This window comes from Rhodopirellula sp. UH5 (assembly GCF_056839225.1).
In genome coordinates this window covers 7,465,931-7,489,881 of record NZ_CM166390.1, presented here as the reverse complement: position 1 = coordinate 7,489,881, position 23,951 = coordinate 7,465,931, and the positions used below count along the sequence as shown (strand labels likewise).

General features: G+C 56.1%; 18 protein-coding genes. 7 read left to right on the top strand and 11 right to left on the bottom strand.

Annotated elements, in window-relative coordinates; translation table 11 throughout:
• Positions 1-5 precede the first annotated feature (5 nt).
• Positions 6-668: a DUF502 domain-containing protein gene (locus tag UH5x_RS26895; protein WP_047817256.1), complete on the bottom strand. Its 663-nt coding sequence runs from the start codon at positions 666-668 to the stop codon at positions 6-8.
• A 363-nt stretch (positions 669-1,031) separates the two neighbouring features.
• On the opposite strand from UH5x_RS26895, the gene UH5x_RS26890 reads away from it, so the two are divergent.
• Positions 1,032-2,090, top strand: coding sequence for a phosphatase PAP2 family protein (locus UH5x_RS26890; RefSeq protein ID WP_482634261.1), 1,059 nt, complete (start codon positions 1,032-1,034; stop codon positions 2,088-2,090).
• Between the two features lie 300 nt (positions 2,091-2,390).
• On the opposite strand, the gene UH5x_RS26885 is transcribed toward UH5x_RS26890, so the two are convergent.
• Entirely contained in the window at positions 2,391-2,684 is a 294-nt protein-coding gene (locus tag UH5x_RS26885) for a transcription regulator (RefSeq protein WP_008653083.1), read from the bottom strand.
• A gap of 493 nt (positions 2,685-3,177) precedes the next feature.
• Here UH5x_RS26885 and UH5x_RS26880 point away from each other — a divergent pair, with 493 nt between their 5' ends.
• From UH5x_RS26880 to UH5x_RS26870, 3 genes are all read left to right on the top strand, one after another.
• Complete coding sequence (locus UH5x_RS26880; RefSeq protein WP_482634260.1) at positions 3,178-6,006, top strand: hypothetical protein; 2,829 nt, start codon at positions 3,178-3,180, stop codon at positions 6,004-6,006.
• Between the two features lie 189 nt (positions 6,007-6,195).
• Entirely contained in the window at positions 6,196-7,356 is a 1,161-nt protein-coding gene (locus tag UH5x_RS26875; RefSeq protein ID WP_482634259.1) for a transposase, read from the top strand.
• A gap of 404 nt (positions 7,357-7,760) precedes the next feature.
• Positions 7,761-10,259 carry a peroxidase family protein gene (locus UH5x_RS26870; protein WP_482634258.1) on the top strand — a complete coding sequence of 833 codons (2,499 nt, stop codon included), beginning with the start codon at positions 7,761-7,763 and terminating at the stop codon, positions 10,257-10,259.
• A gap of 144 nt (positions 10,260-10,403) precedes the next feature.
• Here UH5x_RS26870 and UH5x_RS26865 read toward each other — a convergent pair whose 3' ends face one another.
• Positions 10,404-12,029, bottom strand: a complete 1,626-nt coding sequence (locus UH5x_RS26865; protein ID WP_482634257.1) for an arylsulfatase — start codon at positions 12,027-12,029, stop codon at positions 10,404-10,406.
• 290 nt (positions 12,030-12,319) lie between these two features.
• Here UH5x_RS26865 and UH5x_RS26860 point away from each other — a divergent pair, with 290 nt between their 5' ends.
• From UH5x_RS26860 to UH5x_RS26850, 3 genes are read left to right on the top strand one after another with little or no spacing between them, the layout of a single operon-like run.
• On the top strand, positions 12,320-13,555 hold the full coding sequence (locus UH5x_RS26860; RefSeq protein WP_482634256.1) for a serine hydrolase domain-containing protein: 1,236 nt from the start codon (positions 12,320-12,322) through the stop codon (positions 13,553-13,555).
• Positions 13,552-14,205 (top strand): methylated-DNA--[protein]-cysteine S-methyltransferase, encoded by a 654-nt coding sequence (locus UH5x_RS26855; protein ID WP_482634255.1) that lies wholly within the window; start codon positions 13,552-13,554, stop codon positions 14,203-14,205. Before UH5x_RS26860 ends, UH5x_RS26855 begins: the two co-directional genes overlap by 4 nt.
• A complete protein-coding gene (locus UH5x_RS26850) occupies positions 14,202-15,350 on the top strand; it encodes a hypothetical protein (RefSeq protein WP_482634254.1) in 1,149 nt (382 codons plus the stop codon). The genes UH5x_RS26855 and UH5x_RS26850 overlap by 4 nt, the downstream gene beginning before the upstream one ends.
• Before the next feature lie 304 nt (positions 15,351-15,654).
• Here the strand turns inward: UH5x_RS26850 and UH5x_RS26845 are convergent, their stop codons facing one another.
• From UH5x_RS26845 to UH5x_RS26810, 8 genes are all read right to left on the bottom strand, one after another.
• Complete coding sequence (locus tag UH5x_RS26845) at positions 15,655-15,885, bottom strand: hypothetical protein (protein ID WP_047816009.1); 231 nt, start codon at positions 15,883-15,885, stop codon at positions 15,655-15,657.
• Positions 15,886-16,013: 128 nt separating this feature from the next.
• Positions 16,014-17,231, bottom strand: coding sequence for a DUF1559 domain-containing protein (locus tag UH5x_RS26840; protein ID WP_047816008.1), 1,218 nt, complete (start codon positions 17,229-17,231; stop codon positions 16,014-16,016).
• 873 nt (positions 17,232-18,104) lie between these two features.
• Positions 18,105-19,001, bottom strand: a complete 897-nt coding sequence (locus tag UH5x_RS26835) for a cysteine hydrolase family protein (RefSeq protein ID WP_482634253.1) — start codon at positions 18,999-19,001, stop codon at positions 18,105-18,107.
• 97 nt (positions 19,002-19,098) lie between these two features.
• On the bottom strand, positions 19,099-19,473 hold the full coding sequence (locus UH5x_RS26830; RefSeq protein WP_482634252.1) for a cupin domain-containing protein: 375 nt from the start codon (positions 19,471-19,473) through the stop codon (positions 19,099-19,101).
• A 114-nt stretch (positions 19,474-19,587) separates the two neighbouring features.
• Positions 19,588-21,075, bottom strand: coding sequence for a pectate lyase family protein (locus UH5x_RS26825; RefSeq protein ID WP_482634251.1), 1,488 nt, complete (start codon positions 21,073-21,075; stop codon positions 19,588-19,590).
• Positions 21,076-21,433: 358 nt separating this feature from the next.
• Positions 21,434-21,928 carry a hypothetical protein gene (locus UH5x_RS26820; protein WP_482634250.1) on the bottom strand — a complete coding sequence of 165 codons (495 nt, stop codon included), beginning with the start codon at positions 21,926-21,928 and terminating at the stop codon, positions 21,434-21,436.
• Positions 21,929-22,071: 143 nt separating this feature from the next.
• Entirely contained in the window at positions 22,072-22,554 is a 483-nt protein-coding gene (locus UH5x_RS26815; RefSeq protein ID WP_482634249.1) for a hypothetical protein, read from the bottom strand.
• A 310-nt stretch (positions 22,555-22,864) separates the two neighbouring features.
• Positions 22,865-23,872, bottom strand: a complete 1,008-nt coding sequence (locus UH5x_RS26810) for a class I SAM-dependent methyltransferase (protein ID WP_482634248.1) — start codon at positions 23,870-23,872, stop codon at positions 22,865-22,867.
• Between the last annotated feature and the right edge of the window lie 79 nt (positions 23,873-23,951).

Here is a 23,951-nt window from a genome sequence, read left to right as displayed (position 1 = left end):
CAGGCTCAGCTTTCTTCCTCCTGCACCGCGACGGCCCCCGCTCGAGCCCACTTCTGCGTGTCGGTGCCCAACTGTTCAAATGTGCCCACCACGTCACCAAAGGGTGCATCAATCCGCTGAATTCGCGATGGTTCCACCATCACCACCTTGCCATTCCAGGGATCCGGCGATCCCGGCAAGTACAAAGTCACTCCCAAGGGATCGTTGGCAACATCCGTTCCCCGGTACCGCTCCACCTCAAACGCCAACTGCGAGTACCCCTCCAATTGCACCACGACCGGACGCAATCGGTTTTTCGCAACGTCGCCGCCAATGTTCCCACTGAGCTGCTCCTTGAAAATCGCGTAGCGAGGAAACAGCATCAACAAATATTTCTCGATGAACCGCGTGAACTGCCTCGCGATCGATCGTCTCGCCATGATTCCCGAGACGAAACAGGCCATGATCAACAACAAAGTCGCGATTCCGAAGATCAACAGGTACCCCGTCGTGTCATGAAATGGCGTGTAATCCTGCAAGATCGGCAGAAGCGCCACCGCCACGGCGTAGATGACCTGGACCAACTGCCCGATCAGCACCAAGACGACCAACAACGGCAGCAGAAAAAAAATGCCACCAATCGCGGTCGTGCGTAAAAAGGAAAAGTGTCGCTGGACGTGCTGTTTCATGACGGCAATGTTTCACGGAACGAATCGAAAGATCGCATGTTATCACGTGGGCTGCGAACTCCATACGCAGCAAACACAACGGGTTTCGCAGCCTGCCTCCCTGGGCCAAATGCGTCGTCTGGAGAGGCGCGGACAACTGGGAAATCAAACGGTTTCGCTTTCCATTCCTTCTCCGCTCTCGAATCTTCACCCCGACTGGGGTTCCGTCGGTGAGCCAGCGTTTCGTACCGTCTAGATCGTCCAGGATTCACATCAAACGACGCGGGCCGCACGACCGATCGATTCGACCTTGCCCCGTTTCTCCGATCGAGAATCCGTCCTCCAGGCCGCCGATCTGAACCAGTCGCGATACAGGACGCCATCGTGAATCGACTCGAATCGCCTCGCGAAGGTCAACTTCGCGAAAACCAAACCCGTGAACGTCAGTTTCGCGAACATCAATCGTTCACGAAGACCAGCACCACGAACGATGCGGTGACCCTGTATCGTCCCGTCACGCTGCTCTACATGGCAGCGATGACAATGATGCTGGTGCCGATGATGACGCTGGTCGATGTGAACATCGCGTCGTACTTCCGCACCGCACCGCTGCCGGCGGAACTGGATTCCGCCTTGGAATTGTCCTTGGTGCTCTCGCACGGTTACGGGGTCTTTGTGATCTTGCTTGCCATTTTGTTGATGGCCCCCAAACGGCGTTGGCATTTGCCTCGTCTAGTCACGTTGGCACTGGGCGGTGGAGCCATTGCGACGATTGCAAAGATGTTTGTGATCCGGCCTCGTCCCAGCAACCTCAATCTCAACCATGCCGGTCACGATTCCGCTTGGCTTTGGGCATTCGATTGGGATCTCAGCGAAGTCGCTTCGTTTGACTCGGCCATGCGAGCCTTTCCCAGCGGTCACGTTGTCACCGCGACCGCCATGCTGATCGGATTGTGGGTGGTTGTCCCGAGAGGTCGCTTGCTATTCGTCATGGTTTGGATGGGTGTGCTGGCCAACCGGGTCAACACCAGCGCTCACTTCACCAGCGATGTGTGTGGCGGTGTGGCGTTTGGACTGTTTTGGTCCTATGTCTGCTTTCATCCGCGTTTGCTAGGCAACCTCTTTGACAAGATGGTTCCCGAACATGGGCGACGCACTCGCGCTGAAACCAGCGATTCGTCGGAAGCCAGTCAGCAATTGGCCCCCCAAATCAACGTGGGTTCGCCGACGGGAACACCATCGTTCCCCATGCATGCCTCACCAATTCATGCTTCGCAAATGAGTGCGACGGAACAATACGAAGCGATGGCATCCAAGATGTCGCCCAATGCGACACCACCTCGTTCGAACACGTCCGGTGAGATCGAAAAGAACGATCAGCAGGGTGATGACCACCACAACAGGCAGCAAGATTTCGGCGATGCGGGCGAGCGAGCGGCTTAGCAACCCAGCTCGGAGAACCTCCGAGCGCGCGGCCGGTTGATTGAATCCTACCACGAAGCGTGAGCGAGGGATCGCGTGCCAACGCGCCGCGAGGTCTAGCAGGCTGTTGATTCAATACGTTTCGCAGCTTGAACGATCAGTCGATGGACGATTGCCACGGCTACCGGAGACAAACCGGACACGAGCGTGTTCCGGCTGACTCAATCGACAGGCTGCTGGCTGACGACACACCCAGTGTCAGGAACCCAATTCAGCAGGGTTCCATTTGAATTCAGGATCGTCGCCCTGAATCACAGCGGCTTAGAGTGAGCCGTCTTGTTCCAACATTTCTTTGTATTGATCGCGTTCGCGACGAGTCGCTTCCAAATCGAAGATCAGATACTTCATGTCCAAACGAAGTTGCGACAGGGCTTCTTGAACCAAGTTCAAGATCCGACGACGGCGAGTGCTGCATTCCACCACGCGAGCCAAAGCGGGTGCAACCGCGTCCCGATACCGAGCGGGCAAGGCATCAATCGCGGCAGCCATTTCTTGCAGTTCAACTGGGGTTTCGTCGTTGATTTTGGCGGTGTTGTTGGCAGCAATTTTGGTCATAGAAGTGACTTTCCTTCGAGGGCGTCAGGGTGTGGGACCAAACCAGCGAGTCGTTGCTTGTTTGGTGAGAGCCATCCATTGCACTTGCGGTGCCGGCTGCCTGCCGACACGACGTTGTGGTCCCGAAGTCATTACGGGAAAAGCACTTACGGTTTTCATTGATGTGTGTTGCGTTTTCGCAACGTGGCGTTCTAGCAACACACTTTCGATCTGGCTTTCCTGCCCAAGACTTGGTATCCCAAGCACTTAGGTGCGTTTCGGGGGATCAACCCGTAGTTGGGGAAGTTTCGCAACGTGATGTTGCGTTTTCGCCTCCCGGTCACTTGCAAGGGATTGTTCCCTTGGCTCCCAAGGTGGTCAACGTTCAATCTGGCTTGCCGACACGTTTGCAGAACTTCCCGCGATGGCTGAAACGGCTAGGAAAAGTATTCCGATGCAGTCCCGATCGAATCGGGCGTTGGTCAACGTTGCGCGTTCCACTCGAACCGAGATCGTGACAAAATTGAGTTCCATCGGAACGGCCACTTGCGCGAACCTTCCATCCACCTTCGTTGCGTTCGTGTGTTTGCTAGCCACGATCAACGTGGCATCCGCGCAGCTGATTGATTCGCTCGATGCGTATCCGCCGCGTTGGTCACTTCACGAAAGTGATTGCGATGCCAAGGTGGCTGACCAAGGCCATGAGCATGACCCGTCGGCCGAAGGCGGAGTCTGCGAAGCGATCTCGTTGGTGACCGGACATGGCACGCAGGCCATCTTGGTTTATCCGATCGAACCCGTCCGCCCCATCGATGAATTGTCTGCGATGGTCTCGGTCAAAGGTCTCAACACCGGCATTCAAATTGGCTTTCGAGTCCGGTTCCCCTATCTCATCGATCCTGAAACACGGCGTCCCGCTTCCGTTTTGATTTTGGGTTCGCAGTATCGCCGGGTGGGAGAATTTCAACGGCTGGGAATCAGTCACATCACCGCTCCGCTGCGTCTGAAAATCATCGCCCTTCGAAACGAGTACGGAATCCAAGCCGACGTGTCCTCGCCTTATGTCGATGCAGTCGTCGTCAATGCGTATGGCAAACCCGGCAACGCAACGTTGCGATTGGACGACCTTCGGGTCAACGCCATGGTTCCCGTGACCGAACTGGACAGTTCCCCACATTCGTCCAGCAACAACAGTCGAACACCGCTGCAATCCTCCTCACGGATGGACATCGACCTTTCCATCTTGCAAGGAGGGCGACGACCGAATCTGACCGAGTCCGTCGCCAACGCTCGTTCATTGATCTCACCGGCTGATCAACCCGCGTTTCCCATTGGGCGCGTCACACGAATCATTCAGTACAACAACGAACCACTCAGTTGGATTCGTTCCTTGGGCTTCGATGCGATTTGGTTGGCGGAGACGCCGACCGCTGCGATCTTGTCCGACGCGATTGCTCATCGCATGCGCATTTACGCGCCGTGCCCAACCGTTCCGGATCCCAAACTCGAGCCCTTGCTTGAACCGGTCGCGGGCTGGATTGCGGCACCGAACCTGGTGATGGACAGCCACCACCGTGAGCAAGTCACTCAACAGGTTGCTCGCCTGCGCGCGTTGCCACGACGTTGGCAGCGACCGATTGTTGGTTCGCCCGTCGAGGACTTTCGGCATTATGGCGCCATGTTGGATGCCGCCGTGTTGACTGCCCCGCCGCGCATTCGCGCTCTTTCCAGTGAAGCGGTTCGCACTGAACGTTCCCAGCAACGTTTTCGGTTGGGCGGCAAACCCATCGCAATCAGTGTCTTGGGAATGCCCAACGCCTCCTCCATTGCTCAGTCCAATGCAATTGCGAATCGGATCGGCACGCCTGCCACTGAGACCTTTGCTTGGCAACCGATGTGGCGAGAGGTCGCCGATGCGATGGCCGATGCTCCGTCGGCAATCCTCGTTCGGTCCACCCGTTCATTGGCTTCCGGTGAAACGCTGGACCAAAACCGTGGGATGGCGATCAGTTTCCTCAACCGCTTTGTCGCCTCGCTCGAAAAATGGATTTCCACCGGCACGCCGGATGTCACGCCCGTTCCGGTCGGGCCTTACTACACCGCCCATCGTCTGACCAGCGGTTCCACCACATTTCTGATTTGCACGTCTGCGATGGTCCGTGGGACACGCATCATGAGCGGCGATGGCAAGACCCTTCGCATTGACTTGCCCGCGTTTGAGCAAGGCAAGCTGATGTGGCGTTTGACTCACTTCGCCGCCGAACGCATCGAGCCTGAGACAACCCCACAAGGCACCTCAATCGAAATCGTTTCGCCTGATGTGGTCGAAGTCATCGCGATCAGCGACCAAATTTCCGAGGGCGGTCAGCTGGCCTCATCCCTGGACAAGTTTTCACAACAAGCCTCTTTGGACCGTTGGCAGTTGGCTCGCGATTCCATTGAACAGTCGGGCACCGCTTGGGCCCGAGCCATTGCCGCCCGAGCCGTTTCTCGCGACGCACCGAACGACTTGCTCGAGGTCGCACGCAGCACCATCAACAATTCGGAACGCATGGTCCGCAGCAACGATGCCCAATCCGCATTGCGGTTGGCCGCGCGGGCGGACGCCTGGAGCATGAAAGCCAACTGGATGCTTTGCGATGCCTTCCGGGAAGACCCGTACGGCATTGTCAGCAGTCCACCGCTCGACGCAGGCAACTTCGAAACCCAAATTGCCTGGTCGCCGTTGTTGAATTCCGGCTTGGCCACGTCTTCCGTGCTGAAGTTACCACCGATTGGCGACATCCACGGTCGCTCCCGTTGGGGAGTGAACCTACTTAGCGGCGGCGGCATGGACCGTCCCGACAGTCTGCAAACCGAGGGTTGGACCTTTGGCCGTCGCCATTCTGAATGGGCAGAAACCACGGCGGAGTGCGTGGACCGCGGCGTCTTTCACGGCACTGGGGCCCTGGCTGTACGCGTGATCCCGAAACGGGACGATGCGTTGCCAGGCGGATACGAGGGCACCGCGTTGCTGGTCCGCAGCCCACCGATCTTTGTCGAACCCAATCAAGCCGTCCGGATCGACGCGGTCGTCCGCACGCTGGGATTTGGCGGCCCTCATCAAGGGCTGTTGATGTATGACTCCCTTGGCACGCAAGAACTCGGCGTCCTCATTCGCGATCGCCCCGATTGGACCCCCGTCACGCTGTACCGACAAACCGTCAACGACGAACCGATCCACGTGATGTTTGAGGTCCTCGGCGGCGGGGAGGCGATCATCGACGAGATTCAAGTCCGAGCCTGGGAAACAGACGCCAACCCACTGCCCGCGATGCGTCCCATCTCTCACAAACAAGATTGAGCCCCAAGCCCCCACCTCCCACAAGCTGCCCTCCCATATGGTGCCAGCCACCTAATCTCATATGGTGCCAGCCACCTTCATTTGACTTTGCTGCGGTAATCTCATATGGTGCCAGCCACCTTCATTTGACTTTGCTGCGGCGATGCATACGATGCTTTTGTCTTGCCAATCCCTTTGGAGAGCAGAGCGATGCCGCGGCCTCAGCGATGTGAACAGTTTGATCCAAACGAAGTGGGAATCGTGCACGTGGTCCAGCGATGTGTGCGGCGGGCCTTCCTCGCAGGGGTCGACCAAGCGACTGGCAAGGACTACTCGTTCCGCAAAGAATGGATCCGCAGGCGGATGGAAGCCCTGGCTTCGGTGTTCGCGGTCGACGTTCTTTCGTACGCGGTGCTGAGCAATCACATGCATCAGATTCTCCGCAATCGCCCCGATGTCTGTGCTCAGTGGAGCGACGAGGAAGTCGCGATTCGCTGGCTGCGGGTCTTCCCCGGCAGACGCCTCGAAGAACACCTGGCCGAGCCGACTGAAAACGATGTTCAGATGCTGGTTCGCAACAAGGAACGTCTGGCCGACGTCCGCCACCGCCTGTCAGACATCTCCTGGTTCATGCGAGCCCTGGCTGAACCGATTGCTCGAATGGCGAACAAACAAGACGAATGCACCGGTAGGTTTTGGGAGGGACGCTTCAAAGCACAAAAAATCGTCGATGAGGCAGGGTTGCTCGCGTGCAGCATGTACGTCGATCTGAACCCGGTCCGGGCAGCGATAACGGCGACTCCCGAGACCAGCCCGCACACCAGTGCCTACGACCGAATCGAAGCTCGCAAGGGCGAACGAATCGCGTCGGCGGCCTTTGATCTGAAACCGATCTCGACAGAAGAAGCCGGACGAGAAATTCGAGAGACGCCGGTCGAGGCTCTTCAGCAAAAACGAAAAGCCAAACGACGCAATCCAACCGGGAAACGCATCCGACGAGACGAATGGTTGAGTCCACTGACGCTGAACGAAACCAAACTGTCCAACGAACCGCAAGTCCACACGAAGGGGCTCCGTAGCAGCGATCGCGGATTCTTGAACATCCGCTGGAGCGACTACAGACGATTGCTGGACTGGACAGCGGCGCAGTCCGTCGCCGTTCGAGTCGCTGAGCTGCCAGCGCGTCTCGCTCAAACGCTCTCGGAGGTTGGAATCGACGCTTCGATGTGGCGAGACTTGGTGTGGGACTGGCAGAAGTACTTTGGCAGAACCAGCTGCATCGGTCGTCCTGAATCGATGAAAGCGGATGCCGAACGAACCGGCCGCCACCACCACCGAGGCCAGGTCCAAGCCGCAGCCTGCTTCGATTGAGCAGGCCCGAAGCGATCGCCGGCCTTCACCGTGGTGAATGAGACGACGGAACGGTTGGGGACAACGGTTCTACTCTGATGCGCTCATCCGGTCGCAAACGCGAGTGTGGAGCCTCGAGGAAGGCGGACCAGCGAAGATCGCCCCACTGACGTAACCAACTTCCACTCTCGCACGGATCGTCAAGGTGGCTGGCACCATTCGATAATTCGATAAGGTTGCTCACTCGATCTGGTGGCTGGCACCATACGGGAAGAGTGTTTGCTGGGTGCTGAACTGGTCGTTCCTCCGCCCCAGAGCGTGACACTCGTGAGAGCGATTCACCCTCTTAAAGTGAGCCCCTACGCGATTGGCCGGATTTGTAGCTGGGGCCCTTCTCCACACACTTCTCTGACGCAGGTGCACACATGGAAAATCTCTTCGGACGATGGGCCGAGGGCCGTCAAGCCTCTAGTCGCAAAGCATCCACCTCCAAGAAGAAGACACACAAACGCAAGCCAACTCGTCGTCGCTTAAAACCTGAGTCGCTAGAGGCTCGGCAATTGCTGGCCGCCAACATCTTTCAAAACGACGTGCTGCCTCAACACCTGAATGATGACGGACTTGTCTCCCAAGTCGACGCATCGAGCATCATCCATCGTATGAACCGCCAATCCCAAAGTGGCACGACAGACAGCGTTCGACGGCGAGATCATGCTCACGATGAGATGATGGAGACCAGTGATGAAGTCGATTTGCCCGGCGACGACACCTCCGACTTGCCCAGCGATGTTCCAAGCGAAACCCTCGAAGGCTTGCCGACCGAATATCGGTCCATCGACGGTTCGGACAACAATCTCGAGAACACTGAACTCGGTACCGCGGGGACTCAACTGACCCGCGTTGCCGACAGCGACTATGCCGATGGAATTTCAGAACCCGCCGGCGAAGATCGTCCGAGCGCACGTGAGATCAGCAATCTTCTTGCGACTGACGAAGAACTCATCAGCGATCGCGACCTGTCGGCTTTTGTTTATGTTTGGGGTCAGTTCATCGACCACGACATCTCTCGCACTCCTTCGGGCGAAGAGTCATTTGACATCGAGGTTCCCATCGGCGACGAATACTTCGATCCGTTCGGAACGGGAACCGAAACCATCTCCTTGACTCGCTCGACCTACGATTCGGAAACCGGAGTCGACTCCGCTCGCGAACAAATCAACGTCATCACGACTTGGATTGATGGATCGGTGATCTACGGATCAGACGACGCCACCGCGACCGCACTGCGAACGCTTTCGGGCGGTCTCTTGAAAACCAGCGAAGGTGACTTGCTGCCATTCAACAATGCAGAAACCTTCCCGGACGGAACGCTGACGATGGACAATGACGCCGGGATCGTTCCCGACGATGAACTGTTTGCCGCAGGAGACGTTCGAGCCAACGAAAACATTGAACTGACGGCAATCCAAACGCTGTTTGTTCGGGAGCACAATCGACTCGCGGAAGAAATCGCCGCCGCCGATGCGACCCTTTCCGACGAAGAAATCTACCAGCAGGCTCGGGCGATCGTGGTCGCTGAACTGCAAGCGATCACCTACAACGAATGGCTGCCAGCAGTCCTCGGCGAAGATGTACTCAGTGACTATCAAGGGTATGACTCGTCCGTGGATCCAACGATCGCCAACGAGTTCTCCACCGCTGCGTTCCGATTTGGACATAGCTTGCTGGGCGATGATGTCGAATTCCTCGACAACGAAGGGAACGAGATCGCCGAAGAGCTTCCACTCAGCCAAGCGTTCTCCAATCCAGAGGCTGTGTCCGAGAACGGGATCGATTCCATCATCAAGTACCTGGCGGCAGATCCTTCGTCGGAACTGGACATTCAAGTCGTCGACAGCGTCCGCAATTTCTTGTTTGGCCCTCCCGGTTCCGGTGGATTCGACCTGGTCAGCCTAAACATTCAGCGGGGCAGAGATCACGGGCTGTCTGACTACAACACAACCCGAGTCGCGTACGGTCTGGATCCGGTTGAAAGCTTCGCTGACATCACCTCCGATCCAGATGTCCAGGAAAAACTGGAGCAACTTTATGGCTCCGTTGACGATATCGATCTCTGGGTAGGTGGCTTGGTCGAAGACCACGTCGAAGGTGGCAGTGTGGGGGAAACATTTCAAACGATCATCACGGACCAATTCGAACGACTTCGCGACGCAGATCGATTTTGGTACGAGAATACGTTTTCGGGATCCGCCTTGGCTGAAATTCAAGGCACCACACTGACTGACATCGTCGAGCGAAACACGGAGCTCACCGATCTCCAAGACGACGTGTTCTTCTTCAGCTCGTCGATCTCAGGCACGGTCACAACGGAAGCCAGCGATCGAAGCGTCTCCAACGCTAAGAGCAGGTCCAACAACAGCGGAACTCCCGAAGGAGTCCCTGGTCAAATCGTTCAGCTGGTCAGCGACGGCGAAATCGTCGCGGAAACGACAACCGATGCCGACGGGCAATACAGCTTCGATGTCCAAGATGGGCTGAGGACGGGCGAATACGAAGTTCACGTGATTTCACAAACAGATGACGTTGCCACCACGATCGCTGTCGAAGCCGTCGCAATCACAACCGGAGATGTCCATCTGCAGAACATCGACTTCTCAATCAGCGTCGACGACAACGACCCAACAATGGATCAAGACAACTCCCCCAAAGGCTCTGACCATGGTTCCGATTCCGGCCCACGATCAGAACCCGGACCACAATCGAAATCGGACCAAAGATCAGGCTTGGGTCAACGTCCCGGAATCGGCTCTGGAAACGAGCAACTCGGCCGTGGCAACCAGAGCCTGGGACATTCGCTGCGTCCTGACCTAGTCGATCCATTCTTCAGCGGTCGAGACGACACCTTCAGGAACCGCTCCAGATAGCTTTGGGAAGAACTCGACGAGCACGACACGCAACCGGCGGATCATTGGAATCGGTTCGCGTTGCGTGTCAGCAAGTCGACATCCAGCAAAGGCATAGCCGGTTGACTTTCACCGGTGGATTGGCCGAAGCGGTGAGGCCTGATTCTACTCGTGCTTCTTCAACTCTTGATACATGTTGTACCGCTCAGGGAACAGGACGTTCGTCTCCGTCGCCCAAGCTTCCCAAGCCGAAATCATTCGATCACGCCGATCGGACTCCGCTGTCGACCGATCATCCAGTTCCGTCCGATCTCGCGCAATGTTGTAGAGCTCCCAAGGCTTCTGGTATTCGCGGACCAGTTTCCAATCCCCATCTCGCATCGCCGCGTTTCCTTCGTGCTCGAAGAAAATCGGCGTGTCATGAATGGGCCCCTTCGCTCGTTCAGAATCTCCTGTGAGCGAGTGCGCGAACGAACTGCCTTGGCACGGCGGAACATCACCAGGCATCTCTGCGTCAGCAAGATCCACACACGTCGCCATGATGTCTGGCAAATAGGCCGGTTGTCGCACAAAGGAATTGCGGCGTGCTTCCGGAATTCCTGCAGGCCAATGAGCAATCAACGGCGTGTTGGCTCCGCCTTCGTGCAAAAAGTGCTTGTACAAACGAAACGGGGTGTTGCTCGCGTTTGCCCATGCCAAACCTTGACGCACCCCGTTGGTCGTTTCCAAAGGAGGATTGCGGACCATCTTCTCATCGCCAAATCCCAATCGCCCGCCTTCCTGACAAGCACCATTGTCAGACAAGAACAGAATCAACGTGTTCTCGTATTGGTCGACCGATTTCAAATGAGCGACCAACTTGCCGATGTTCTGATCGATGTTGTCCACGCATCCGGCATACGCCGCCATGATCGCATCCAAATCGTCTCGTTTCTTTTCCTTCAGTGAATCCCAAGCTGGCCCCACATGCGGTGCTGGTTGCACGGATTCATCGAACAAACCAATCTCGCGCTGTTTCGCAAAGCGTTTCTTCATCAACGCTTCCCAACCATCTTTGTAGCGACCGCGATACTTCTCAAAATCCTTGACCTTCGCATTCAACGGCCAGTGCGGTGCGTTGTAAGCCAAGTACAGAAAGAACGGTTTGTCGTCCGCCCGCGCCGCATCGCTGATGTACTGGCAAGCAATGTCTGTGAACGCATCCGTCGCGTAAAAGCCATCTTCCGTTTGCACAGATTGGTTGCCATCAGTCATCCCACGATCACCGCCTGGTTTGAAATAGTTGAACGCGCCGCTGATGCCCCCATAAAAGCGATCGAAACCTCGTTGCATCGGCCAATCATTCTGATTGACATGCCCCAGGTGCCACTTCCCCGTCATGAATGTGTGATAGTCCTTCGACTTCAACACTTGTGGAATCGTCACACACGTTTCATTCAAATGCCCTTGGTAGGCGGGCGGAGCATTCAACACTTTGCCAGGAGGAGCGGTCATGTGACCGATCCCAACTTGATGAGGATGCAAGCCCGTCATCAAACTCGCTCGCGTCGGGCAACAACGCCCCGAATTGTAAAACTGCGTGAACCGCAATCCATCCGCTGCCAAGGCATCAATGTTCGGCGTTTCAATCTCACCTCCATAGCACCCCAGATCCGAAAACCCCATGTCATCCACCAAAACCACGACGATGTTGGGCGGTGAGTTCCCCGCGGCACTTCGTTGAGACAATGCAGTGACGACGAACAAACAAGCGACAAACGCGAGGCAAGGTGCCATGACAACACGATTCATGCGGACTCGATCTAGAGTGTGAGAGGTTTAGGAGGGGCGTCAGGCGACGCATTGGGTGGGCAAAATCAGGAACGCTTCGGCGTCATACCGCAGAAGAACATTGCTGACCGAGGCAATCGCAACGAAAAAATGCGGCACGTTCCAACACCTGCTGCGATGCAATTTCCGCCGAACGGATGAACCGAACCGATCGACTCGATTTCATCGGACGCGTCATTGTAAACTATCACCGAATCAGATTCTTTGTCACGCAGCCGATTCTTCCTCTCCCCCCATTCACTCTCCACACCATGAACCAACTCTTTGCCCGCCTCGCGGTCGCGATGCCCCTGGCCATCGCAACCTTGGCAACCGTTTCTGCAGAAGACTCTTCCGCCAGCAAGGACTTCCCAGCCAGCACGGTTGCACAGCTCGTCCAGGACGGCATCCAAGCCCAGAAATGCCCCGGTGCCGTCGTGTCAGTCAATTTTCGAGGCCAAACCATCTACCAAGCGGCCTTCGGAAACCGCGAGCTCGAACCGCAACGAAAGCCGATGACCGTCGACACGGTCTTCGATTTGGCGTCGCTGACCAAACCCATCGCAACCGCCACCAGCGTGATGATCCTCGCCGACGAAGGCAAACTGTCGCTCACCGCCCCCGTCAGCGAATACCTGCCAGAATTCGCCGTCCATGACAAACAGTCGGTCACCATCGAACACCTTTTGCTTCATACCTCCGGATTGATCCCCGACAATGGCATGTCGGACTACCAAGGCACGGACGCGGAATCGATCGCCAACCTGATGTCGCAAAAACTTCGCAGTCCACCTGGAACACGTTTTCGTTACTCCGACGTCGGCTTCTTGGTGCTGGGTGAACTCGTCCATCAAGTCTCAGGCATGCCGCTGGACCAATTCACCCAGAAAAGAATCTTTGCCCCCCTCCAAATGAACGACACTGGCTATCGATCAACTGGTGAGAACGATGATCGATGCGCCACCACTCAACAACGCGAGGGACACTGGATGCGAGGCGAGGTTCACGACCCGCGCGCCTACGCCCTCGGCGGAGTCGCTGGTCACGCAGGATTGTTCAGCACCGCAGACGACCTTTCCCGGTTCGCGAACGCGATGGTCAACGCCGGGCAAACGAACGACGCCATTCAAACCAACCAGGTGCGTTTGTTCTCAAAGGCAACCTTCGAGGCCATGACTTCGCCGATCGAAGTTCCTGGCAAATCAGCCGACCAAATTCAATTCCGAAGCCGAGGCTGGGACAAACGCTCTGCGTACTCTTCCAACCGAGGCAAATCGATGACCGACGCTGCGTTCGGACATGGTGGATTCACCGGCACCGCCCTGTGGATCGATCCTGAGCTGAAACTGTCGGTCATCTTTCTCAGCAATCGCGTTCACCCCAATGGGAAAGGTTCCGTCAATTCGCTCGCGGGTGAAATCGGAACCATCGCCGCCGACTGGGCCGCCCAACAACTTTCAATCTCCGAGGATTCCTCCACGCCCCACCCAGTCGCCGGCAATCAATGACGCACTCATCCGCCCAACAGCGAGCAAGCGATTCGCATCTGATCTTCGCAACAGGTGCCTGCTCGCTCGGGCAAGTCTTGATCGCCGGTAGCAACATTGCTGACGCTGGCGTCCGCGTGAGCTTCCTTTCTCTCGGTGACAACCGAGCTTCGATGCTCGCTGAACTGGCGACTGCACATCCAAAACAAAAACCGGTTGAAACCGATGCAGCGTTTCAAGCCGAACTGGCCGCGGTCATACGATTCATCGAACAGCCGGCAGACCCTCTTCGCCTTCCCATGGAACTCCATGGCACCGAATTTCAGAAGCAAGTCTGGACCGCTCTCGCGCAAACCAAGCCCGGCGAAACGATCACCTACCGCGAACTGGCCGACCGAATCGGCTCCCCCGGATCCAGCCGCGCGGTGGGTTCTGCGTGCGGTCAAAATCAAATCGCCCTGGCCATCCCCTGTCACCGCGCCGTGCGTTCGGACGGCAAGGACTCCGGCTTTCGCTGGGGGCTGTCACGAAAACGAGAACTTTTGCGACGAGAAAGGCTCGCAAGCATTGGAACCACCGCGTCAACCACACACCAGCTTGATCTCGCGGGTTTCGACGTTCTCCCGACCGAACAGTCTTCCGCAACCAACACGACCAAAGCAATGCCATGAGCCAATCGACTACCGGCAGCGGGTTCAGCCTCAAGGACCAACTCTTCAATCGTGACCGCATCGACTTTTTGAGCGGGCTCTTCCAAGCCTCCGACTGCAACTTCGATGGCAAAGCGTTCACTCGTCAATGCATGCATGGCCTCAAAGACCTCGAACTGAAACAACGCATTGCGCACATTGCGGTCGTGCTCGAGAAACACCTCGCCGTTGATTTCCCCACCGCAGCCAAACAGATTCGCGAGGCGTTGCCGCCGCCACTGGATCCCCAACTCGCAGACAACGACTTTGGTGACTTCATCCTGGCTCCGCTTGGCGAATACGTTGTTCGCAACGGCCTGGAACGAAAGCATCTTCGGAACTCGCTGAAAACACTCAAAGCCATCACGATGCGGTTTTCGATGGAAGACAGCATTCGTGCCTTCCTCGACGCTCATCCTGAGTCAACGCTGACCGAACTGTCCCAATGGTCCACTGACTCGAACTACCACGTCCGGCGTTTGGTCAGCGAAGGCACCCGGCCGAAATTGCCCTGGTCGCGTCGCTTGAGCATCGATGTCACCACGCCACTGCCATTCCTTGACACACTGCACGCGGATGCGACGCGTTACGTCACACGGTCAGTCGCCAACCATCTCAACGACATCTCGAAATCACACCCAGAACTCGTCCTTCAAACCCTTCGCAATTGGAAATCCGCGGAGAAGCAATCTCCCCCAGAGCTGGATTGGATCAATCGCCACGCCTTGCGAACACTGATCAAACAGGGACACTCGCCCGCGTTGAAGTTTCTGGGGTATCGACACGACCCGAAAATCGAAGTCTCGGACTTTGAATTGAAGAAAGCCGAACTCCAACCGGGCGACACGATCGAATTCTCGTTTTCCATCACCGCCAAAAGATCCGAAGCACTGATGATCGATTACGTCATCGACTTCGTCAAAGCCAACGGCACCACGGCTCCCAAAGTCCACAAACTCAAGAGTCTTTCAGTCAACAAGGCAGAAGTGATCGCACTGACCAAACGCCATCGGCTTCACGCCAACGCGACCACCTACAAACTTTACCCCGGACGCCACGCGATCACCTTGCAAATCAATGGCAAACCCTATGGCAGACGTTCTTTTGAACTTCTTGAGGACACTTAAGCAGGCCGGCAGGAATGATCGGGCATAAACATGTGAGCCGCTTGGGCGTTGGCCCCGGTTGTACGTGGAAGCAACCACGCTTGCCAAGACATTTCAAATGCCGAAAGACTCCTGCCGACCTGCTTAGGAATCGCTCATCATTGGCTTCGTCTTAGCGGAGTGGCGCAAGCGGGCTCTGTTCCTTCCGCGATCATTTGGAAAGGACCGAAGTCGTTTCTGAACGTTCCCTCATCGATCAAGCCTTCCCACAAGGAAGGAAAACCCCCAGCCTCCTCAAAGACGAAACTGGCGGCAACCAATGAAATCACTCCGATTTTTTGGAGGCTTCCGCTTTCAATTCTGCACCACGAGCTTTGCCGCTTTTGCCGGCCCCAGCCATCGCTTCCGCCATTCTCCTTTGGACTTCCTCTGGAGACGCCGTCGTCTTCGCGTGTTCGCCCGCGTCAAAGATGACCTCCGCTTTGTTCTCGGAACCGCAGCCTGCCAATGAGAGGCAAGCGAGAGTCATGATCAAGCCGATGAATGTACGTGTCATATTAGGATGCCAAAAAATGAGATAACAGCAAAGCACAAATCCGCCAGCGAACCAACAGCAACGCCGGACGGATTGATTCAGATACATGTTCCTGGAAACGCGATCAGGAACGAACAGACCAAACGTTCTCAGTCAAGTGAGACGATCTCGCCGTTGGCCTTGGTTCCCAGTGCTCCCCATAGCCCAAACGGGCTGCCGACCCCTTGGGTCTGCCAGGGATCGACAGGTTTTGCGTCGGAGTTCCCTGCCTCGATGGACTCCGTGATGAACTTGACCGCCCCGTCCCCCATGACAACATGGACACCACCTTGGTGACGACTGGATGCAGTGAAGTTTCCGGACTGGTCGTACGTGCTCATCCAATTTCCAACCGGTGCCTCCTGACAGATCTCACTGTTGGGCGGCAAGATCGTCTGAAAGCCCGTGTGGATTTGAAATCCGTTGGACCACTGGAAACCACGTACAAAACGAGGCCCATTCGTCGAGTCCGCATCCGCTGGAGTCTGCACAGCAGCACTCCAAAACGATGGCCGTTCGGGATCAAGCGATGAACGACAGGCGAGCGCCGTGTTGGGAACTCGCAACCCGTTGGCTTCCTGAGTGGTCGATGTTCGAGCATCACGATCGCCTAAGTCCGTCGCGATTTCACCGAGCATGATCGTGTTCGACAAACCATCCAAGATGTCTCGGAACTTGGTTGAGGAACGCGCATTGAAGAAACCACGCAACGTCCCCTTGAGACTGGGCCAACCTGCCGGAGTTTGAAAGTTATTCCAAGCAGCGTAGATCCCGTTGCTGTTGTAAATCGTGTCGCCTTGGTTCGCTGCATAGTTTGTCCGGCCGTACGCTGGTGCTCCCCTGCCGGGATCGCTCGGACATCGCAACGCCGACAATTCGGTGACCCATGGGGGATACAGCGGTCGGTTATCAACCACAGGTCCCATGGCTGGCCACGAAGGTGACCTGACCGTTCCGTCAGAATTGACCGCCAACGGATTGCTGATCTGCTCCCACAAAGCTTGCTGTTCAATGAAGGGCAAAACACCCACCAAAAAACTGAGCTGCAAATTATTGTGCCCCTCGTAAGTCCCTGGAGGCCACGTGTCGTTGACGTTGCTCGTCCCGCCACGCTGCTGTGGAAGACGATTGTAAGCAGAGTGGTAGTTGTGCAACGCCAGCCCCAACTGCTTCATATTGTTGCTGCAACTCATTCGCCTTGCAGCCTCTCGAGCCGCTTGAACCGCTGGCAACAACAGACCGACGAGCACCCCAATGATGGCAATTACCACCAACAGCTCGACTAAGGTAAAACCATCCTCACTTCGGTGTCTTGAACGAAGATTCATCAATACTCTCGGAAGCATAAGAAATGAACAACAGGGGAAAAAGCAACCACCTGACAGAATCAGTGCGGCTCGTTCCCATTGAATTCTTTTGCCTTCCGCCAAAGACAAAACTCTCATGAAATCCTAGGTGCATCCTGCAATCCGTCAAGCATTTACCCATCGTTGGAAATCAAGAACCTCATGAATCGACAGTCTAATCGTTGGGGGAAGAAGCCCCACCTGTCGTCAATAAGAGAGGTCGAGAAGGAACGATCAATTACCTATGCAGAAGCATCCCTTGCGGTGCTTCGCGCAAAGCGTTCCTAACGCAAGTGGGTAGGACAGATGACCGCCGGTCCACGGCACCCGACGGCCAGGGAGCGTTGATCTGCTGAGCCGTTTGGGCGTTGGACTGGGTTCCACCACCACAGAACCGTCCAAACGTCCAAACGTCCAAACGTCCAAACGTCCAAACGTCCAAACGTCCAAACGTCCAAACGTCCAAACGTCCAAACGGCTCACGGCTCACGGCTCACGGCTCACGGCTCACGGCTCACGGCTCACGGCTCACGGCTCACGGCTCACGGCTCACGGCTCACGGCTCACATAAAGAATCGAAGGCCGGCTGAATCGACTGCTCGCTTGCATTGTTCGGCAAAACATGTCCCAACTCCCGGACGACTCCTTCGCCCGCACTGGCCAACATGGCAACGGGGAAAACCTCGACGTTCACGGCAGGCCTGAATGGCCGAAACCGATTCCCGCTCAATTCACTGAGTCGCCAGGATCATGACGCAACGCCAAAGACATCGAGTGGGTCACCGGACAGGAATTGAACAATTGCACCTAACAACAAACCGGCTGACAAATTCCATTCGGATCCGTGACTGGCTTTCACTCGTCACCCTTGAAACGAAACGGCTCACCACCGATAAGCTGATCGCTTGTCATCGTTGGACAAACGTATCGCTCGATGTGAGAGATCACTCGCCGGGTCCCTTCGAAGTGACTGACGTAGGGCCACATCTTTGGGTTGTACATCGAGTCCGTCATGTCTCGCATCAACACAACCTTTTTTCCGTTGCGAGCCATTTGTCGCAGTCCAAACGGTCGACCAAGCACGCACATGTTGGTGTGAACACCTAGCAGGATCACGTTGTCAATGTTCTTGGATTCCAAGACATTCCAAACCTCGTCACCTTGGTCCGTGATGAAGTCCACGGATTCGTCGATTTCGATCGTGTCCAGCTGCCGTTGCCAAGGCCGTTTCGGATCACGGCCGATCGACTCGAGCTTCGCTGCCCATTCGGCGTGCTCTTTGGGATCATCGTCTTCGCCGCCATCCGACTGATCGACCGGGTATTCGGCATCTTCCTCCGCGGGAATCGTGTAGCACCACGACTCGATCTCCTTGGGCAGGTTTGTCGCGGCGGGCGCAACGACCGCACGCTTTCGAGCCGGACTGTCTTTGTAAAAATCGACGCAATCGCTGGGTGAATGAATGATCGTCACACCGCGCCGCCGTGCTTCCGCGATCACCCTGTTCATTGTCGGCGCCATTTCATTCAGACGACCGACCGCATTGAAGCAATGATGATAGTCCCAGGCATCGCAAACGATGATGGCGGTTTCGGCTGCCTTCCATGACTCCTTCTGATGTTGAATGACAAACTCGCCGGCAGCTGACTTGGATTGCGACTGAAGCCTCAACTCCAAACTCGATTGCCCGCTCGCCACTTGGCATGTGAGCACTCCGGCGAACGCAACAACCAACGCAACAGTCTTTGTCATTTGATCTCTCCAAGTCGTGATGTGGGCCCCGTATCCTACTCCTATTCAGTTCCCCTGGCTCAGACTTCACCAAACGATCCGGCCAGATTCAAAAAGATCACGCTGGCCGACCGCCTCGCTCATCTTCCCAATGACCGACCACCCCGCCTGGTGCGTACATCCACATCACCACCAAATCTTCATCGCTGTCATTGATCAAGCTGTGCGGGACATTGGATGGGATGTAGATGGCGGTGGTCGCAGCAACCTGTCTCACGTCATTTCCCACTCGCATCTCGCCGCGTCGCGCAAGAACGACGTAGACCTCCTCGTTCGAGTGAGCGTGTTCTGGAATCGCGCCTTGGGGAAAAAGAGTCGAATGGCCCACCGCAAATTGCTCCACGGGCAACCCTCGTGGCCCCCCCAAAATGCAACTGCGACGACCCGCCGGAAATACTTCTCCCTCGGTTTCCTCCACTCGGATGGTCTGCATCGACTTCCCCCTCAACATGCTTGCGACTCTGGGTACAGAAAAGGTCGGAACATTGACCACAACACTGAGAAGCATACGCCCCCAAACCACGCCTTAACAGAGACACACTCATCGTCATTGCGTTGGTCGAGTGAACTTGCGTCGCGAGATCTCCTCGAACACCAGGCACTCAAGGTATTGCTCCAGGTTCACATAGCCGTCGCCATTCATGTCCTGCATCGCGTCGGAAGAATCGTCGGGATCCAGACCATGCTGGAGTTCCCAGGCATCGGGCATCCCATCACGATCACGATCTTGCACCGTGCCTGGCTCCAGTGTCGGCCATCCGCCCACTTCAGCAGGGTCGTTGATCATCACCCCCGTCCCGTTTTGAACATCGCCGACAACTCGAGCATCCACGGCATCACGCCTCGGTAAGGTTGCTCCCACAATCGGCAACAATCGCTCAACCAACGTCTCGGCTGGTTCCAGAGTGACCGGCACCGCGCTCATCTCAAAGGGCGTCCCCGCACGAACCGACTCATCGAGCAAGGTTCCGTTGTACGCCCCGTCACCCATGACACCATTGAAACCAACATTCAGCCACTCATCCTCGGTTCCCGTGGACCGCCGTGGACTCAAATTGTCCCTCACAAATATTGCTTTCTCCACCAATTGACCACCAACCACGATGGGATAACGGTGTTCGCGATGCTGCTTGCCTGGGAGAAAGACATTGCCAATCAGGTTGGCCTGGAATCCGACACCAATCGAAAAATTGGTTCCCACCTGATAGTAGTTGTAGATGACATTGTTGACGACTTCGTTCTTCCCCAGCCCCGTCAGACGCGGGTTGCGATCGTCGTTGTGGGCAAACAGGTTGTGGTGCACTGAAACACGCACGTTTTCCAAACCGCTCAACAAACCTTTGCTGTGCAAGCCACGCTGAGTGTGATTCCCGTCCCAAATGCCTTCTGAGATGATGTTGTGCTGGACGGTCACATCCGTGGCGTCGAACCAAAGGTTGACGTTTTCATCGACCGCCCAACTGAACGAGTTGTTCGCGATGACAATGTTCTTGCCACCCAGAATCGAGATGGCGTCGACCGATGTACTCGGTGCCGCCAGCCCTGGTCGAACGCGAAGATACCGAATGACCACCTCACTGGCATTCACCACAATCGACGGCCCAGTGTTGGAATCACTGTTCTTGAGTGCGATGCCACCACCCGGCGCCGAATGGCCCGCGATCGTGATGTTCGGCGACGTGATCTTCAGCGGAGTCTCCAATTCAATCGTGCCGGAAACGGAGAAAACGACGAACCGTGCACCTTTTGTTTCCACCGCTTCGCGAAGAGACCCTCGCCCCGAATCATTCAGGTTTTCAACGACCAAAACAGCACCACCTCGCCCGCCAGCAGTGGTAGCACCGAATCCCTGGGCCCCTGGGAACGCCTTCAATTCACTGAAGACGCCACACGGTGAAACATCATCCTGATCCGAGACCCAACTCACACCCTCCAACTCACTCTGGTGGCGATCCTCCTCGAAAGGTTCCCAAAGGAGGCATCCCAGCGACACCACCACAATCAATGCCAACTGCCACTTCATCCAAACGCTCAATTGAAATTCGAAACCAACGAGGAATTCCCCAGGGCCGGCCAAGCTGGAACGGTCCCCCACGAAGCAGCGATTGTATCCGAGCATTCCAATGCGCGCAGAAATCAAGCACGACCGAACCTGGGTCCACAACAAGAGACTTCCTACGCGCCAGCGAACTCGGCACTCGAATCATCGCCCGAACAACACGGCGGCACAGTTCCGCAACCAAGGCACACGAGAAGCAACGTCTCAGGGGAACACTCGTCCGCACGAAGGGCACACGCATGAAACCGGCAGAATGCCAGAACAGTCGATCTCAGTCGGTCGCCAAACGACTTGATTTAGGCTCGCACATTGATGCCCCGAAAATCGCAAATCGTTATTCGCCGCTACGCGCTGCCATCCACGCATCCACTAACGGTCGAAACGCATCGGTCGGTTCGACGGTCGCTGCGGGAATGAAGATGGATCCACCCGATTCGGGAATCAAAAACACACAGTCAGGCGCAGGGATGATGTCGGAGAATGCGTCAACCGAGATCGTTCCATGCGCGACCGAAGAGGTCGTTGTCAGTTCAGTCTCCGAGAGCTGAATTTCAACGGTTTTGTTCTCACGGGTTGCCTTGACTCGAGCGTTGATCCAGCGTGATTTGTGAGTCAGCGCCTCGACGAGTTCGTAGGTGCCAGCGCAGGCGAACAACACGCCAACAAGCCATTGCCGTGAAAACGCGAAAGCCATGATAACGCCGAAAGCCAGCAGGGTCAGCGAAAGGTACACCGCGTACGGGCGCAATTTGGCTCGATGCCGGAGCCAAGCATCGTAGTTGGATTCGTAATACGCGCGGTCAAACACCAAGTGAGCGGTTGCATTCATCGAAAACCTGGGACGTACAACGGAAGGTCTGGACGACACCGCCCCAATCAAAGCAGTGGAGTTGAATCGCGAGTGATTGTACCGACGCAAACGCCCGTTGCGAAAGAGCGAAGGTACTAGCGCTAGAACCATGTTGCACGACTTTAGGAATGCCAGTCAGCGCCGCAATGCATACATTGTTGCGCAAGCACTGCACGCAGATTCTTGCCACATTCGGGACAAGGCTTCGTCTTCTTTTTGCCTTCGATCCAAGCTTCAGGTATCAAGTCGAGAGTGGCCGAGATGAAGCCGAGAACCTTCATGGTGATGAATGCTGAAATTAGGCTGAAGCCAATGCGGGCACCGAGATTCCAGTTGGTGAAAGCAGTCAGCCCGAAGAAAATCAACGCTGCAATTACGAGTAACGCAACAAACCACAGCAGGAGAACCAAAAGCCCAAAGCCAGCGAGCCATGCCACACCTGTGAAGAAGTCTTTTGCCGGTGTTTTTGGATTGCGCGGCATTTCGGCTGAGTCACGCAACGGAGTTCTGGACGACAGGGTGTCGTCCGTGCTTGGAGACGGGGTTTGGTGGGCTGATTTTAGCGGAGGAGCGGGCTGAGCAGGTCGGCAGGAGTCTTTCGGCATTTGGACTGTTTCGGTAAGCGTTGTTGCTCCCACGTACAACCGGGGCTAACGCCCAAACGGCTCACATGTTTCTACCCGATCATTCCTGCTGACCGATTGCAGCAACAACCAGCGTTTGGAGAATGCGTGTTCTTCGCTCTGTCGGCGGTGGTGCCAAGTCTCGACGCCCCAAGCGATTGCAATGAATGGTGGGTGACGCCCAACGCCTTCTGTGTCCAATCAAATCCTGCCCATGTGCTTGGAACCGATGTTCCGGCACAAGCATTTTCCGTATCCAGATTCGTCAGAATTTGGATGCGATTGATGCAGGTCACTTGATGGCCAGCACCGCATCGACGGGCGCGCCGGTGACTTGCCCGGTGACCTCGCGGAAACCAGCGCGGCGCATGATGGCTTCGTATTCGGCCAGTGTTCGCTCGCGACCCTCGGTGCAGACCAGCATGTTGAGGTCTTGCATTTGTCCCCAATCCGGCCCGCCACGATCCTCTTGGATCAAAATTTCTGCGAGCAGCAAACCACCGCCATCAGGCAAACGATCATAAATTTTTGCGAGCAAAAGATCGATCTTCTCATCGGACCAATCGTGCAAGATGCGACCCAAAGACATCAAATCTGCTTCGGGCAAATCGTCGCCGAAGAAGTCCCCTCCCACCACGTCAATGCGATCCGCCACCGATGACTGCGCGACGATTTCCTTGGTCAACGGAATCACATCCGGCAAATCAAACACCGTGGCGGTCAACGACTCGTAAGCTCCACAAGCGGCGATCGAGAGGTGCCCGGTCGCGCCGCCAAGATCCACCAAGTGCCTGAACGGGGAAAGATCCACAGCGCGGACGACCTTGGGTGAACTGATCACGCCATAGCCGTGCATGCCCATCAAGAACTCTCGCATGGCAGCTTCATCCGCGAAGAAACTGCTGAAGATGGGTTGGTCCCAACCGTAAGCATCCTTCCAACGATGCGAACCTTCGCGAATCGCGTTTTCGAAGTGTGACCACAACTTCCAGCTCACATCGTTGCTGAATTGGATGTAGCCGGTCATCCGGTTGGGGCTGGCCGTTGTCAACAATTCCGAAGCAAGTTCCGTGTTGCGATACACCTGCGAATCACGCGAGAGCAATTGCATGCCGACCAAGCCATCGAGCAAGCGGTTCATCGCGGCGGGTTCGCACTTGAGCTCCGTCGCCAAATCAGCTGCCGATCGCGGTTGCTCCTCCAGGCGATCGAAAACGCCCAATTCAACTGCGGCAAACATGACCTTCGAAAAGCGAAAGCCATTGATGTACTGGAGGACGGGAGCGGGATCGACGGGCATGGTGGGAGTTGGACGTGCGAAAAGAGGGATGACGAACGAAGGGGCTTCGACGGTCTTGGAAGACCATCGTACGAGGCAG

Coding starts and splice junctions, on each gene's coding strand:
- UH5x_RS26895 (WP_047817256.1), bottom strand. CDS start 668: ATGAAACAGCACGTCCAGCGACACTTTTCCTTTTTACGCACGACCGCG.
- UH5x_RS26885 (WP_008653083.1), bottom strand. CDS start 2,684: ATGACCAAAATTGCTGCCAACAACACCGCCAAAATCAACGACGAAACC.
- UH5x_RS26875 (WP_482634259.1), top strand. CDS start 6,196: ATGCCGCGGCCTCAGCGATGTGAACAGTTTGATCCAAACGAAGTGGGA.
- UH5x_RS26870 (WP_482634258.1), top strand. CDS start 7,761: ATGGAAAATCTCTTCGGACGATGGGCCGAGGGCCGTCAAGCCTCTAGT.
- UH5x_RS26865 (WP_482634257.1), bottom strand. CDS start 12,029: ATGAATCGTGTTGTCATGGCACCTTGCCTCGCGTTTGTCGCTTGTTTG.
- UH5x_RS26860 (WP_482634256.1), top strand. CDS start 12,320: ATGAACCAACTCTTTGCCCGCCTCGCGGTCGCGATGCCCCTGGCCATC.
- UH5x_RS26855 (WP_482634255.1), top strand. CDS start 13,552: ATGACGCACTCATCCGCCCAACAGCGAGCAAGCGATTCGCATCTGATC.
- UH5x_RS26850 (WP_482634254.1), top strand. CDS start 14,202: ATGAGCCAATCGACTACCGGCAGCGGGTTCAGCCTCAAGGACCAACTC.
- UH5x_RS26845 (WP_047816009.1), bottom strand. CDS start 15,885: ATGACACGTACATTCATCGGCTTGATCATGACTCTCGCTTGCCTCTCA.
- UH5x_RS26840 (WP_047816008.1), bottom strand. CDS start 17,231: ATGAATCTTCGTTCAAGACACCGAAGTGAGGATGGTTTTACCTTAGTC.
- UH5x_RS26835 (WP_482634253.1), bottom strand. CDS start 19,001: ATGACAAAGACTGTTGCGTTGGTTGTTGCGTTCGCCGGAGTGCTCACA.
- UH5x_RS26830 (WP_482634252.1), bottom strand. CDS start 19,473: ATGCAGACCATCCGAGTGGAGGAAACCGAGGGAGAAGTATTTCCGGCG.
- UH5x_RS26820 (WP_482634250.1), bottom strand. CDS start 21,928: ATGAATGCAACCGCTCACTTGGTGTTTGACCGCGCGTATTACGAATCC.
- UH5x_RS26815 (WP_482634249.1), bottom strand. CDS start 22,554: ATGCCGAAAGACTCCTGCCGACCTGCTCAGCCCGCTCCTCCGCTAAAA.
- UH5x_RS26810 (WP_482634248.1), bottom strand. CDS start 23,872: ATGCCCGTCGATCCCGCTCCCGTCCTCCAGTACATCAATGGCTTTCGC.